Origin of the sequence: Candidatus Kinetoplastibacterium blastocrithidii (ex Strigomonas culicis) (assembly GCF_000319245.1) — a bacterium.
Classification (GTDB): domain Bacteria; phylum Pseudomonadota; class Gammaproteobacteria; order Burkholderiales; family Burkholderiaceae_B; genus Kinetoplastidibacterium; species Kinetoplastidibacterium blastocrithidiae.
In genome coordinates this window covers 727,032-741,282 of the sequence record NC_019814.1, presented here as the reverse complement: position 1 = coordinate 741,282, position 14,251 = coordinate 727,032, and the positions used below count along the sequence as shown (strand labels likewise).

At 32.2% G+C, this 14,251-nt stretch carries 15 protein-coding genes; 2 read left to right on the top strand and 13 right to left on the bottom strand.

Features of this window, described 5'->3' with window-relative positions:
- Positions 1–52: 52 nt before the first annotated feature.
- The 3 genes from CKBE_RS03980 to CKBE_RS03970 all read right to left on the bottom strand — a co-directional run bounded on the left by CKBE_RS03980 (position 53) and on the right by CKBE_RS03970 (position 2,818).
- Entirely contained in the window at positions 53–1,270 is a 1,218-nt protein-coding gene (locus CKBE_RS03980) for an excinuclease ABC subunit UvrA (RefSeq protein ID WP_015238222.1), read from the bottom strand.
- 201 nt (positions 1,271–1,471) lie between these two features.
- On the bottom strand, positions 1,472–1,690 hold the full coding sequence (locus tag CKBE_RS03975) for a hypothetical protein (protein ID WP_015238221.1): 219 nt from the start codon (positions 1,688–1,690) through the stop codon (positions 1,472–1,474).
- Between the two features lie 201 nt (positions 1,691–1,891).
- Positions 1,892–2,818, bottom strand: coding sequence for an excinuclease ABC subunit UvrA (locus CKBE_RS03970; RefSeq protein ID WP_015238220.1), 927 nt, complete (start codon positions 2,816–2,818; stop codon positions 1,892–1,894).
- Positions 2,819–2,974: 156 nt separating this feature from the next.
- On the opposite strand from CKBE_RS03970, the gene CKBE_RS04015 reads away from it, so the two are divergent.
- Together CKBE_RS04015 and ettA are read left to right on the top strand one after the other, a co-directional pair.
- Positions 2,975–3,103, top strand: coding sequence for a hypothetical protein (locus CKBE_RS04015; RefSeq protein WP_015390058.1), 129 nt, complete (start codon positions 2,975–2,977; stop codon positions 3,101–3,103).
- Between the two features lie 215 nt (positions 3,104–3,318).
- Entirely contained in the window at positions 3,319–4,986 is a 1,668-nt protein-coding gene (ettA, locus tag CKBE_RS03570; RefSeq protein ID WP_041571804.1) for an energy-dependent translational throttle protein EttA, read from the top strand.
- Positions 4,987–5,030: 44 nt separating this feature from the next.
- Here the strand turns inward: ettA and minE are convergent, their stop codons facing one another.
- The 10 genes from minE to CKBE_RS03520 all read right to left on the bottom strand — a co-directional run bounded on the left by minE (position 5,031) and on the right by CKBE_RS03520 (position 14,218).
- Positions 5,031–5,291: a cell division topological specificity factor MinE gene (minE, locus tag CKBE_RS03565; protein ID WP_015238218.1), complete on the bottom strand. Its 261-nt coding sequence runs from the start codon at positions 5,289–5,291 to the stop codon at positions 5,031–5,033.
- Position 5,292: 1 nt separating this feature from the next.
- Positions 5,293–6,108 carry a septum site-determining protein MinD gene (minD, locus tag CKBE_RS03560; RefSeq protein WP_015238217.1) on the bottom strand — a complete coding sequence of 272 codons (816 nt, stop codon included), beginning with the start codon at positions 6,106–6,108 and terminating at the stop codon, positions 5,293–5,295.
- 83 nt (positions 6,109–6,191) lie between these two features.
- Entirely contained in the window at positions 6,192–6,887 is a 696-nt protein-coding gene (gene minC / locus CKBE_RS03555) for a septum site-determining protein MinC (RefSeq protein ID WP_015238216.1), read from the bottom strand.
- Positions 6,888–8,651, bottom strand: a complete 1,764-nt coding sequence (locus CKBE_RS03550) for a glutamine--tRNA ligase/YqeY domain fusion protein (protein WP_015238215.1) — start codon at positions 8,649–8,651, stop codon at positions 6,888–6,890.
- 55 nt (positions 8,652–8,706) lie between these two features.
- A complete protein-coding gene (ruvB, locus tag CKBE_RS03545) occupies positions 8,707–9,768 on the bottom strand; it encodes a Holliday junction branch migration DNA helicase RuvB (protein ID WP_015238214.1) in 1,062 nt (353 codons plus the stop codon).
- Between the two features lie 45 nt (positions 9,769–9,813).
- Positions 9,814–10,389: a Holliday junction branch migration protein RuvA gene (gene ruvA / locus CKBE_RS03540; RefSeq protein WP_015238213.1), complete on the bottom strand. Its 576-nt coding sequence runs from the start codon at positions 10,387–10,389 to the stop codon at positions 9,814–9,816.
- A gap of 13 nt (positions 10,390–10,402) precedes the next feature.
- Positions 10,403–10,948, bottom strand: a complete 546-nt coding sequence (gene ruvC, locus CKBE_RS03535; RefSeq protein ID WP_015238212.1) for a crossover junction endodeoxyribonuclease RuvC — start codon at positions 10,946–10,948, stop codon at positions 10,403–10,405.
- Positions 10,948–12,540, bottom strand: a complete 1,593-nt coding sequence (purH, locus tag CKBE_RS03530) for a bifunctional phosphoribosylaminoimidazolecarboxamide formyltransferase/IMP cyclohydrolase (RefSeq protein WP_015238211.1) — start codon at positions 12,538–12,540, stop codon at positions 10,948–10,950. Before purH ends, ruvC begins: the two co-directional genes overlap by 1 nt.
- 79 nt (positions 12,541–12,619) lie before the next feature.
- Positions 12,620–12,859 (bottom strand): helix-turn-helix domain-containing protein, encoded by a 240-nt coding sequence (locus tag CKBE_RS03525; RefSeq protein WP_015238210.1) that lies wholly within the window; start codon positions 12,857–12,859, stop codon positions 12,620–12,622.
- A 204-nt stretch (positions 12,860–13,063) separates the two neighbouring features.
- On the bottom strand, positions 13,064–14,218 hold the full coding sequence (locus CKBE_RS03520; RefSeq protein WP_015238209.1) for an FAD-dependent monooxygenase: 1,155 nt from the start codon (positions 14,216–14,218) through the stop codon (positions 13,064–13,066).
- Positions 14,219–14,251: the final 33 nt, after the last annotated feature.

The following is a 14,251-nucleotide window of genomic DNA, read 5'->3' as shown; positions in this document are numbered from 1 at the left end:
ATTCTGGATAGTTTTCAGCAATAACTCTTCCTCCATTATCACCGCCTTCAGGTCATAAATCTATAACCCAGTCTGATGACTTTATAACTTCTAGATTATGTTCTATTAATATTATAGAATGCCCCATATCTATAATATTACGTAAAAATTCTATTAGAATATATATTTCATTTGCATATAATCCTAATGTAGGTTCATCTATTAAGAACAAATCATTATTTTGTTTTTGTTGTTTATTATTAGATGAATTTATGATACTAGATATCAGTTTTATTCGTCTTAGTTCCCCATTAGACATTGTTGATAATGCTTGTCCTAATTTTAGATAGCCTATCCCTATAGAAACAACAGAAGATAGTTTTTTGGTTATTAGTTCGATGCCTTTAAAAAAATCAATAGATTCTATCACGGTCATGTTAAGAACTTGATCTATAGATGCTGTCCTATTATTTAATTCTATATAAACTTCTAATATTTCTTTTCTGAAGCGTTTACCATTGCAGTCTTGGCAACATAAATATACATCTGACAAGAAATGCATTTCTACATGCTCTATTCCGCTTCCATTGCATGTCGGACACCTTCCATGACCACTATTAAAACTGAACGTGCTAGGTGAATAATTTCTCTTTATAGATAATGAGGCTTGAGAGAAAAGAATTCTAATTGTTTCGAATACGCCAATATAGCTAGCGATATTAGATCTTGTGCTTCTTGTAATCGGTGAGTTGTCAATTAAATTAACATTATTTACTACTTCATGGCCTTCTATTTTTTCAAAGAATATTTCACTGTGCAATTCAGGATTTCTTACGTTATGTAATCCGTTATATATAATTTCTTTTAGAAGGGTTGTTTTCCCTGAGCCAGATACTCCAGTAATACATACTAATCTGTTGAGTGGTATTTTGATAGAAATGTTTTTTAGGTTATTCGCGTAAGCTTTTGATATTGTTAATATATTTTTGTTAAAGTTAATTGGCTTAATGGAGTATTTTTTTTTAAATATCAGTTTGTTATTTGCATACTTTGATGTTATTGTATCAGCCGTATATAATTCATGAGGTGTTCCATCAAAGATTATATTGCCTCCATCTATGCCAGATCCTGGTCCTAGCTCCAATATTCTATCTGCAGATAATATTAACTGTAAGTTGTGTTCTATAACTATTAAGCAATTACCGTAATCATTAAGTTTTTTTATAGATGTTATTACTTTATTTATATCTTTATAATGTAGACCACTGGAGGGCTCATCAAATACAAACATGGTGTTTATTAGCGATGATCCTAAGGCAGTAGTTAGATTTATTCTTTGAATTTCACCGCCAGAGAGGCTTTTCCCTTTACGGTTCAGTGCTAGATACCCAAGTCCAATGTTTCTTAAAAACTCTAATCTGTTTTCTATTTCTTGTATTGCTTGATCATCTGTCTTAATCAGTATTTTATCTCTCTTAAACTTAAGAAATAGTTACAACACTGCATTAACTGACATCTTCAATATATCTGCTATATTTAATGCATCTTTATTTTTATATGGTATAGGCCTACTACAATCATAGTGCTCATTCAAGTTATTTTCTGTATTTGCAATACGCCATAGCAATGAACTATTATTGAATCTGCTACCGTTACATTTAATGCAAACTGAAGATTTCTTATATTTGGACAGTAGAATTCTTATATGCATTTTATAAGACTTCTTCTCTAGATTAGAGAAGAATCTTTTTATTCCATACCATTTGTCTGCAGCATATTCTCCATCATAATCACCATATATTACCCATCTTTTTTGATCATTTGTTAGTTTTTTCCATGGTGTGGATAACGGAATGGAGGCTATATTTGCATAATTCTCAAGATCATGTTGGCATGTTATAAATGTATTAGTTTACCAAGGTTTTATAGCTCCGTCTCTTAAGGCTTTATTCTTGTCAGGTATTACACGATCAATATCAATTTCTAATATCTCACCAAAACCATTACAGTTACTACAAGCCACTAGTGGAGAACTAAAGGAAAAATTACTTGGTGTAACATCATTGTATTCTAAGTTGCAATTATTACACTTAAGGTTGTTATTGTATCTTAGTGTTTTATCATCAGATTCTTTATTGTGGCAATAATATATAACTACTTCGCCATTACCCATGAGCATAGCTGTTTCTATTGCTTCATGGCAGAGACTTTGGTTTTCTTTAGATAAATTTATTCTGTCTTGTATTATAAAAATCTTACTAACATCAGTTTCATTATGGCTGATTGATTCCTCTTTATATATATCCAGGTATCCTTTGTTTGAAAGATATCTGAGCATATCTTTTCTTATATTTGGTGATATAACTATTGGGAACGTTATGTTAACCTTAATGTTTTTTCTTGTTTTTAATTTCTTATTTAGATCTTCCAATATGGAATTTGCTGTATCTCTTTTTACTATTTGATTGCAATTCTCGCAAAATAAATTAGAATTATTGGCAAATATTATTTTTAGATAGTCATTTATTTCTGTAAGAGAACCTACAGTACAGTACGAATTCCTTATATGATTTTTCTGGTATATTGCTATTGCAGGCAATGTTCCGGTTATGTTTCTAACATTAGGCTTATTCATCTGATTTAGAAATTGCCTTGAGTATGGGGAAAATGTTTCTACATATTTACGTTGTCCTTCTGCATAAATAGTATCGAATACAAGAGAGCTTTTCCCTGACCCAGATACGCCAGTAACTATTGTGAAATCATTGGGATCTATCTCTAAATTTAAATTCTTTAGATTGTTTTGTTTAGCTCCGGTAATTTTTATGTTAGATTTCATAATTTGTTATTAATTATCCCCGTATAATAAATTACTTGAATATTACAATATCACTATTTATATTTTTGTATGATTTAGCAAGAGTTTTTGTTGTAATCAGGTTATAATTAAAAACACTATTATTTTATTTTGGATTTTATATTTTAGGAGTTTATTATGGCAGAACGTAAACGTACAAGACGAAATACTCTTGAGCGTCGTTGTTTGGGAAAGGCATATAAAAGGTTATTTGCGGATTTGCCAAAGAATGTTTTTAAGATGTTGGAAAAGGTAAAACGTTCTTAGTTATAGATGTGCCTTCTAGAATTATGTAGTGACTGTTTTATATTAGTTGTGTATTGTTTTATTTTTTTAAATCTTACTAAAAATTTTTATAGTAAATAAATATTTTTTAAAAAAATATAACATTACTGATATAACTAAATTAACTATAATTAATCAATGTTTGAACATTGTGGTTTATTCCTTAATTTTTTCTTAAATAGTATTTATAAATTGCCATGGCAAAATACGTATATACCATGAACCGTGTAAGTAAAGTTGTCTCTCCAAATAAATATATTTTGAGAGACATATCTCTTTCTTTTTTTCCAGGAGCTAAGATTGGTGTTCTTGGTCTAAATGGTTCTGGCAAATCATCATTATTAAAAATAATGGCTGGTGTTGATAAAGAGATAGATGGAGAGGCTTTAGCTCTTCCAGGGTTAAAGATAGGATACCTTCCACAAGAGCCGTTTATAGATAATGAATTAACGGTTAGAGAAGCTGTTGAATTAGGAATGAGTGATGTTCTAAGAGCAAAAAAACGTTTGGAAGATATTTATGCTGCATATGCTGAAGCAGATGCTGATTTTGAAAAACTAGCATCTGAACAAGCAGAGCTCGAGGCTATTATTTCAGCTGCATCTACCAGTGGATTTGATGATTCTGAGTTGCAAATAGAAGTCGCTGCTGATGCTTTAAGAATCCCACCTTGGGATGCAAAAATTGAAAATTTATCAGGTGGAGAAAAAAGAAGGGTTGCTTTATGCAGAATGTTGTTATCTAAGCCAGACATATTATTATTAGATGAGCCTACTAATCATTTAGATGCAGAAAGTGTAGAATGGCTAGAGCATTTCTTACATGACTTTAAAGGAACGGTTGTTGCTGTAACGCATGATCGTTATTTTTTGGATAATGTTGCTGAATGGATACTAGAGCTAGATAGAGGTTATGGTATTCCATGGAAAGGTAATTATAGTTCTTGGCTTGCCCAAAAAGAAGTTCGTTTAAAAACAGAGGAAGGTTCAGAAAGTGCTCGTCTACGCACAATAAAAAAAGAGTTAGAGTGGATAGGTAAAAATCCTAAAGGTAGGCAATCCAAGTCCAAAGCAAGATTGAATCATTATGAAGAATTAACTTCATATGAATACCAAAAACGGAATGAAACACAGGAAATATTTATTCCGGCAGGTGATAGGCTAGGTAAAGATGTAATTGATTTTGTTGGTGTCAGCAAGGCTTATGAAGATAGGCTCTTAATAGATGATCTAAATTTCAATATTCTTCCAGGTGCTATAGTAGGTGTTATTGGTGCTAATGGAGCAGGTAAGTCTACATTGTTTCGTATGATAATTGGTTCTGAATCTCCAGACAAGGGAAAAATTATAGTTGGCAAAACGGTAAAAATAGCTTTTGTTGACCAATCAAGAGAGTCGCTAGTTAATAATAGATCTGTTTTTGAAAATATTTCAAATGGATCTGATATTATCAATATTGGTAAATTATCTATATCTTCAAGAGCATATCTAAGTAGATTTAATTTAAAAGGGACGGATCAGAGTAAGATTGTTAGCGATTTGTCCGGAGGAGAGCGAGGGCGTTTGCACTTGGCTAAAACACTACTATCAGGAGGCAATGTTTTGCTTCTGGATGAGCCATCAAATGATCTTGATGTTGAAACTATTAGAGCTCTAGAGGATGCATTGCTAGAATTTCCTGGAGTCATTTTAGTTATAAGCCATGATAGATGGTTTTTAGATAGAATAGCTACCAATATCATATCATTTGAAGGTGATTCTGAAGTCGTATTTTTTAACGGCAACTATAGTGAATACGAAAGTTATAAAAAGTCTAAGAATAAGAATATAAATCCTAGAAGATTGAAATATAAAACACTAAGGTAGAATTCATCACTACGACTTGTCAAGGTAATATTGATGCATTTTGCTTAGGAGTTTTCTTTTTTTTGCATTTCTATTTTTACTTCTAAAACATCAAGCGAACCATGTCTTTCCACATTGACTTTGATATCATCAAGATCTATATGTACATACTTAGATAAAACCGCGATCAATTCTTGTTGTAGTTTAGGCAAATAATCTGGTGAGTTTTTTGTAGAACGTTCATGTGCTAGTATTATTTGCAATCTTTCCTTTGCGACGACTGCTGATTTCTTCTTTTCTCCAAGCAGGAATGATAAAAATGACATTTTATATCCCTCCAAACAGTCTTTTAAATAGATTAGGTTTTTCTTGCTCTGTAAATTTCATTGCAATTTCTTTGCCTAAGTAACGAGATATTACATCTTCATATGCTATAGAAACATTAGTTTCTTTCATGTGAATGGCAGGTAGTCCTTGATTTGATGCATGCAGTACAGACTCAGACTCTGGGATTACTCCAATGAGATTTATTCTAAGTATATCTTCTATATCTGATATGGAAAGCATTTCACCAGTTAGTACTCTTTTTGGGTTGTATCTGGTAATTAATAGATATTCTTTAATAGGATCATCGCCATTAATAGCTCTTTTAGATTTTGACGATAGTAGACCTAATATCCTATCTGAGTCTCTAACAGAAGATATTTCAGGATTAGTAACTACTATTGCATCATCAGCGAAATATGCGGCCATTAAAGCGCCTGTTTCAATACCTGCTGGTGAATCACATACAATATACTCAAATCCCATCTTGCTAAGATTTTTTAGTACTAGCTCAACCCCATCTTTAGTCAATGCATCTTTATCACGAGTTTGAGAAGCTGGCAAAATGAATAGATTCTCGACTTTCTTGTCTTTTATCAATGCTTGATTTAAGTTTGCTTCTTCTTGAACCACATTGATAAAATCATATACAACTCTTCTTTCGCAGCCCATAATTAGGTCAAGATTGCGCAATCCAACATCAAAGTCTATTACTACAGTCTTGTGCCCCCTCATGGCCAGACCAGCAGAAAAACTAGCACTGCTAGTAGTCTTACCAACACCACCTTTACCAGAAGTTACAACAACGATACGTGTCACGACTTTTATATCCTCTTTTAAATGTTAATACTATAATAATACAACAGTCTACAGTATAAGTAGATAAAATATTTTTCTGATTTTCATAGCAATTTAATTGTAATCTTCTCATTTTGTAGTTTTGCAAATAGTTTTTTGTTATACATGTCGCCATTTAAGTTGTTATCGAATATTTTATATATTCCTGCAATAGCTAATAACTCAGCATCAAATTGCGTGGTAAATATGCGAGAATCAGTATCACCATTCGCTCCAGCTATAGCTTTTCCACGCAAAGGTCCATAGACGTGAATATTACCATCTGCTATTATTTCAGCTCCAGGACTTACCATACCAATCACGATAAGATCCTTTTCATTTGCATATATTTTTTGTCCTGATCGTAATGGTTTGTCTATCAATAATGTACCAAGTTTTCTATTGTTGTTTTTTGTGTCTTTATGATAACTTAAGTCGTTTGAATTATATATCTCTTCCTTGCCTGATGATATATTTATTAATCCTTTATCTAAAGCTGAAATTAAATTATCTCCATTTGCCAATATTCCAAGTACACTAATGCTATGGATTTTAAGTATTCCTATCAACTGATCCCAATTTACCGACTTTACTAGTTGTCTAGCATCAATAATGATATATTCATTTACGAAAAAATCTCCAGAGTTTTTTAAATAAGTTTCTATGGAAATGTATAAATCATCACTGCCGTCCTGTAATATTAGCCTTGGAGCTACTATATTGGCGCTTTTACAATCTATTTTAGATGGTTTTATTATCATTTAATTTTTAATATAAGAATCTTTCAAGGTTACAATGCGATTTATTATTATATTTTCATTAGTACTGTCTTTATCTATAATAAAATAGCCAAGTCTCTCAAATTGCCATGTTTTAACATCTCGATTTATTGTATCTGGTTCTAATAATGCCCTAATAGTTTTTTTAGAGTTAGGATTTATATAATTAATAAAATTATTTCCTTCATTATCTGGGATTGGCTTTGTAAATAGATGTTCGTATAGATTTATTGTTACAGGTTGTGCTTCTGTTAAACATAACCATGTTATATTGCCTTTCACTTTAATTTTATTAGCGCCATCAGTTCCACTTTTTGTATCTGGGAAGTATTCTGCGTACACCTCTAAGATGTTTCCTTTTTCATCTTTTTTATACCCTGTGCATTTAACAACATATCCATATTTTAAGCGCACTAAGTTCCCAGGAAACAATCTAAAATAATTTTTTTGAGGGTTTTCCTGAAAATCATCTTCATCTATCCATAATTCCTTCTGAAAGAAAAAGCTTCTATAGCCAAGATTTTTATCATGATGATTGATAGGAGCATAACATATTTCTGAGTGGTTATTAGGGTAGTTTGTAATTATTAATTTTAAAGGATTTAAGATTGCTATTGCTCTTGTTGCTATTAAATCAAGATCATCTCGTAATGCTTGCTCTAGAATACTATAGTCAATTAATGAATCTGATTTTGATACAGATATTCTTTCACAAAATAGTCGTATTGATCTAGGAGTATATCCTCTTCTACGTAAGCCGAATATTGTTGGTAGCCTAGGATCATCCCATCCATCAACATATCCTTCTTTTACAAGAGTTAATAATTTTCTTTTGCTTGTAACTACGTAGCTTAGATTCAATCTTGAAAATTCATATTGATGAGGAAGAGGGTCTGCAAAAATTCCTATTTCTTTTAATTTCTCTAAAAACCAATTATATAGAGATCTTTGATCTTCAAATTCTAATGTGCATATGCTATGGGTAATTCCTTCCAATGCATCTTCTATTGGATGTGCCCAGCTATACATCGGATAGATGCACCATTTTGATCCAGTGCGATGATGAGATGAGTGTCGTATTCTATACATAACAGGATCACGCATATTTATGTTAGGTGATCTCATATCTATTTTTGCACGCAATACAAGACTACCATTCGGATATTCTCCATCCTTCATTTTTCTAAATAGCAATAAGGACTCTTCAAAATGTCTATTGCGCCAAGGAGAGTCTATACCTGGGGCAGTTAATGTTCCTCTATTGTCTTTGATTTCATTATCATTTTGCTCATCGATATAAGCATAGTTATTTTTTATTAATTCTTCTGCAAATTCATACATATAGTTGAAGTAATCGCTTGCAAAGTATATATTATTGCGTTTGTTATTGTACCATCCAAAACCCAGCCATTTAACTGCTTCAATTATTGATTCTACATATTCTATATTTTCTTTATCAGGATTAGTATCATCAAATCTTAAATGGCAAGCTCCGTTATATTGTTCTGCTAATCCAAAATTTATGCATATACTTTTTGCATGCCCTATATGCAGATATCCGTTAGGCTCTGGAGGAAATCTTGTTCTAATTGAAGCAAGATCAATTTCATTGATATTTTTTTGCAAACTTATTGGCCCTGGTATTCCTGACCATAATCTCTTATCTAGTTTTCTTGATGCAATGTCTTCTTCTATTATTCGACGCAAGAAATTCTGCGATGACATGTTATTTTCAATAGTAGTCATTTCTTTAAAGTTTATCGTAATTAAGTTTGTTTAAGATGTTTCGTCAAATATTAGGCTAAAATATATTTTTTTGCTGAGGAGCATTTATATGCTGCAAACCTAAATGACTCCAAGTTATAGATGTTGCTATCCTGCCACGAGGTGTTCTTTGTATATATCCATGTTGTATAAGATAAGGCTCTATAACATCTTCTATGGTATCTTTCTCTTCTCCTATAGATGCAGCAATACTATCTATTCCAACAGGGCCTCCATCAAATTTATAAATAATTGCTTCTAATAATTTTCTGTCCATAAGGTCTAATCCATTCGGATCCACTTCTAGCATTGATAAAGCTTGATTTGCTACAGCAGCATCTATAATGCCTTCTGCCTTAACTTCAGCATAGTCACGTACTCGTCTTAATAATCTATTTGCTATTCTAGGCGTACCTCGTGATCTTCGAGCAATCTCCTCTGATCCTTCTATAGTGACATTTGTTTTTAGTAACTTGGCGCTTCTAGAAATTATATGAGAAAGATCTTCTGGGGTATAAAACTCAAGCCTTGATACAATTCCAAATCTGTCTCTCAATGGATTTGTTAGCATGCCTGCTCTAGTGGTAGCTCCTATTAATGTAAATGGCTGAAGGTCTAACTTTACACTTCTTGCAGATGGTCCTTCTCCTATTAGGATATCTATTTGGAAGTCTTCTAGAGCCGGGTAGAGAATTTCTTCTACAACAGAAGATAGCCTATGTATTTCATCAATAAACAGGACGTCATTTTTCTCCATATTTGTTAGTATTGCGGCTAGATCACCTGGTCTTTCTAACACAGGGCCAGATGTTTGTCTTAAAGTTGCTCCCATTTCATGAGCTATTATATGGGCAAGAGTAGTTTTTCCTAAGCCAGGTGGACCAAATAATAATGTATGATCTAATGACTCTTTTCTATTACGAGCGGCTTTTATAAATATCTCTAGCTGATCGCAGGTTCTCTTCTGTCCTATATATTCATAGAAATTTTTTGGCCTTAAGGCTCTTTCAATAGATTCCTCGTTAATAGGAGCGGTAGGCTCTAATATTTTATTATGTATTTTGGTTGTTTGGGCAAGATGATCAGACTTAATAACCATATTTAAATATCTGTAAGATTAATGTAGATTTAATTCTATACTGGATTACCCAGAACTCAGTAATTTAAGCGCATATTTTATACTCTCTGATAAGGCGAGATCCTCTGGAACAAGATTAATTATCTTGATTGTTTCTTTGTATGAATAACCTAATGATACTAGCGCATTAATAATATCAGACTGCCTTTGAGGAACTTGTAGCGAATTTAATCCAGTTTCTGATTTTATTTTATTTTTTAGTTCTAGTAGTAAACGCTCTGCAGTTTTTTGCCCTATTCCAGGAACCTTAGTTAATATGGATGGTTCTTGCATTAATATAGAATTCGACAATTCATCAACTGTTAATGTTGAAAGAACAGATAAAGCCGTTCGAGCTCCTATTCCCGCTGTTTTAATCAGCAGGCGGAAGGTATTTCTAGTCTCAGGATTATTAAAACCGAATAATATGTGGGCATCCTCACGTATTAATAGATGCGTGAACAAGGTTGTTTGTTCATTAATAGCTGGAAGAGAATTAATAGTATTTGATGTTATTTCTATTTCATAACATATTCCATTGACATCTAAACAAACACTATTCGTGCTCTTTTCTATTAATTTACCTGTTATTCTTTCTATCATACATTAACATTATTCAAATTAATCTTCCTTTTTTAATCGTTTTATCTTTATCTATAGTATTACTATTTTGTAAATTTCGCATAATCAATCTAAAGGGGTTTATATTCGAATGGCATATGGCACAAGATAGAGCATCAGCTGAATCAGGAGATGGTAATCCATTTAGGGATAATAGTCTTTGGACCATAGTCTGAACTTGATTTTTTGCTGCTCTTCCTGTGCCAACAACAGCTTTCTTTATTTGTAGTGCCGTATATTCATAAACCTTTATGTTATTATTAGCTATAGCGCACAAAGCAGCACCCCTGGCCTGTCCTAGTAATAAAGTTGTAGCTGGATTAGTGTTCATGAAAATAATTTCCATAGCAGCTACTAGTGGATTCGTTTCTCTAATAACTTGATTTATATTATCAAAAATTACTTTTAATCTTTCTGATAACGGCACATTGGTTGGTATTATTATAGTGCCGCTAGCTATATATTTCATAACATTGCCATTCTGCTCTATTACTCCGAAACCTGTTTTTCTAAGACCAGGGTCAATACCAATAATTCTCATTAATGACGAAAATGCCTTATTCCAGTAATAGCCATGACTATTCCATGCTCATTAGCCGCATCTATAACTTCATCATCTCTTACACTGCCTCCTGGTTGTATTACACAACTACTACCAGATTCTATTATCACATCTAGTCCATCGCGAAAAGGAAAGAATGCATCTGATGCCACAGCAGAATTTTTTAAATCTAATTTTGATTTAATTGCTTTTATAGATGCTATGCGAGCAGAGTCAACGCGGCTCATCTGTCCAGCTCCGATCCCTAATGTCATGCCTTTGCTAGCAAAAACTATTGCGTTAGACTTCACGAATTTTGCTACATTCCAAGCGAATATTAAATCATCAATTTCTTGTTTTGTTGGCTGTCTTTTTGTAACAATACTAATATCATTTATACATAAATCATGACTATCTGGAGTTTGTAGCAACCATCCTCCACCAACTCTCTTTGCATCGAAGTTATTTTTGCTATTGCCAATTGAAATTTTTAGTACTCTTATATTCTGTTTTGATGATAATTCCTTTATTGCGGCATCATCAAAATCTGGGGCTAGCAGCACCTCTAAAAATTGATTGTTAATTACTATTCTAGCAGTTTCCAGGTCAACTATTTTATTAAAAGCTACTATTCCTCCGAAAGCAGAGATTGGATCTGTTTTAAATGCTTTGGCATAAGAATCTTTTATGCTGTCACCAATTGCAACTCCACATGGATTAGCATGCTTTACAATTACACAGGCGGGTTTATCAAAGCTACTAACACACTCCCATGCTGCATCAGCATCGGAAATATTATTGAATGATAGCTCCTTGCCTTGTATCTGCTTATAGTTGCTTAGCAACCCTTGACCAATCTTCTCATCAGTATAGAATGATGCCGTTTGATGAGGATTTTCTCCATATCGTAACGATTGTTGTTTTCTTGCTTGTATTGTTATAATTTCTGGCCATTTTTGTCTATCAGGTGTTTTATTATGTTTTGGAGCTTTATCTAGTAGGCTGCTTAGATAATTTGTTATAGATCCATCATATGCGGCTGTATGTGCAAAGGCTTTTGTAGCTAAAGCCAAACGTAACTCGTAAGAAGTTTTTCCTGTTTTATCTATTTCATTAATTACACTATCATAGTCATTGGGATCTACAATAACTGTTACGCCGCCAGTATCATTTCCATGATTTTTAGATGCTGCTCGTAGCATTGCTGGTCCACCAATATCAATATTCTCTATTGCATTTGAAAATGTACATTCTTCTTTAGATATTGCTTCGTTGAATGGATATAGGTTAACAACTAAGATATCTATTTTATCTATTCCATATTCTTTAATTGTATCGATATGTTCTTTTTTATCTCGTTTTGCCAATAGTCCACCGTGTATTTTAGGGTGCAATGTTTTAACTCGCCCATCGAGAATTTCAGGGAATCCTGTATATTCTGACACTTCTATTGCATCTAAACCGGCATCTTTTAATATTTTAGCTGTTCCTCCAGTAGAGAGTATACGAATCTTTCTAGATATTAAAGATTTAGCAAATTCAACGATTCCTGTTTTATTGGAAACAGATATAAGAGCAGTTTCAATTTTCATAATAATGTAGAGTTTCAAATAGGTTTAATTAAACAACCTCTCATGAGATATAAAAAATCTCATAGAGATACTGAAAAAATTATATTTGTATGTGATGCAGCAGAAGTTTTTTCCTTAAAGTACTTCTAGTAATCCCAAGCATTTCCGCTGTTTTGGACTGATTATTATTAGCTCTTTTTAAAGCTACTTCTATAACTGGTTTTTCGACACATAAGATAACCATTTTTAATATATCATTAGGTTTGGAATCTCCTAAGTCATTCATATAGCGTGCTAGGCTTATACGTATACATTCTTCGAAAACATCTTGTTTATTCATTTGGTAAAAATTATGGTTGATATTACTGACTATCAGTATTGTAAATTATAACTCACATTGCTAGCTTTGTATTTTATCATGAACAGCTATAGTGAGTATTAAGTATTCAAAAAAACATTCAATCATTAAAATGCTATGTATAGAATATATCATATTTTTATTAATATATTTTTTCATAGTACTGAAAGAAATATAATTAGATAGTCATATTCTCAATCCAAGTATAAGTTGTCTTATGATTGATTTTTTTACTGGTTTTATTAAATTAATTATCGACAATGAGATGCCAAATACTTTTTGTATTGGACTTGCTCTACTGCTGAAAACGTTGGTCAATATCTCAGTGATTCCTATTGTTACAATTCTATCTAGAGATCTTTGTTTATTGAATTTATTTAATATGCTTATAGTCTCTGCCTTGTTATCGAGCCATTTATCAAAACACCTAGATAGACAGCCAACATCTCTTAGTCCTAAATTTAGTCCTTGTCCTCCAATAGGATGTATAGTTTGTGCTGCATTTCCTATTGTCACTAAATTTAAATTATTCAGGTGTTTTTTTATCTTTAGAGATAATGGTATCACGTGTTTTTCGCAATCAGTAGAGACTTCTCCTATTAGATCACCAAAGAATTTCTTTATTGATATTGAAAATTCTTTGTTAGTCATGTTTCTTAAGCATTCTATGTTTTTCGTTTTGTCACACCAAACAACTGAGTACAGATCTGGATTATTCGGTGTTGGTAGCAGAGTTATGCATCCAGTATCGGTAAAGCGTTCCCACGCCCATCTATCATTGTTATTAACTGATTTAATTTTAATCGTTGTTAATAATGCTTTTTGATCATATTGTTTTTCAATTCCATTGCAATTTATTCCATTAGCCTGTACGACAATTGTAGATTTTAGAAATGATCCATCTATTTGTGTTTGATAAGAGTTATCTTTCTTAACTATCTCAATATCATTTCCATATATCAGCGAGACCTCGCTGTTTATAACTAAGTTATCTAGTGTTCTTTGAAGATTATCATAATTAATTATACTTCCTAGTTGATCTACATTAAGATCAGTATTTCTTAATAATAATTTTCCAAACTGATTAAATTTTGAGACATGTACTGTTTTTATAATAGATGATTCCTTTGGCCATGCATTTATACTTTCCAGTAATAATTTACTGCCGTAACTTAGAGCTAAGACATCCGGTTTATTTCTTCTATTTATTAATTCATTAGGTTCAGTTTTTTGGATTAATGCTATTTTAGAAGGGTTTGTTGCTAATTTAGATAGTAAGATAGCCAATGTGTTTCCAGTGATTCCAGATCCCACTATTGCTATGTCAAATTCTTTTTTCATCTTAGTTTTAGTAAATATTGTTTTCTTATGTTT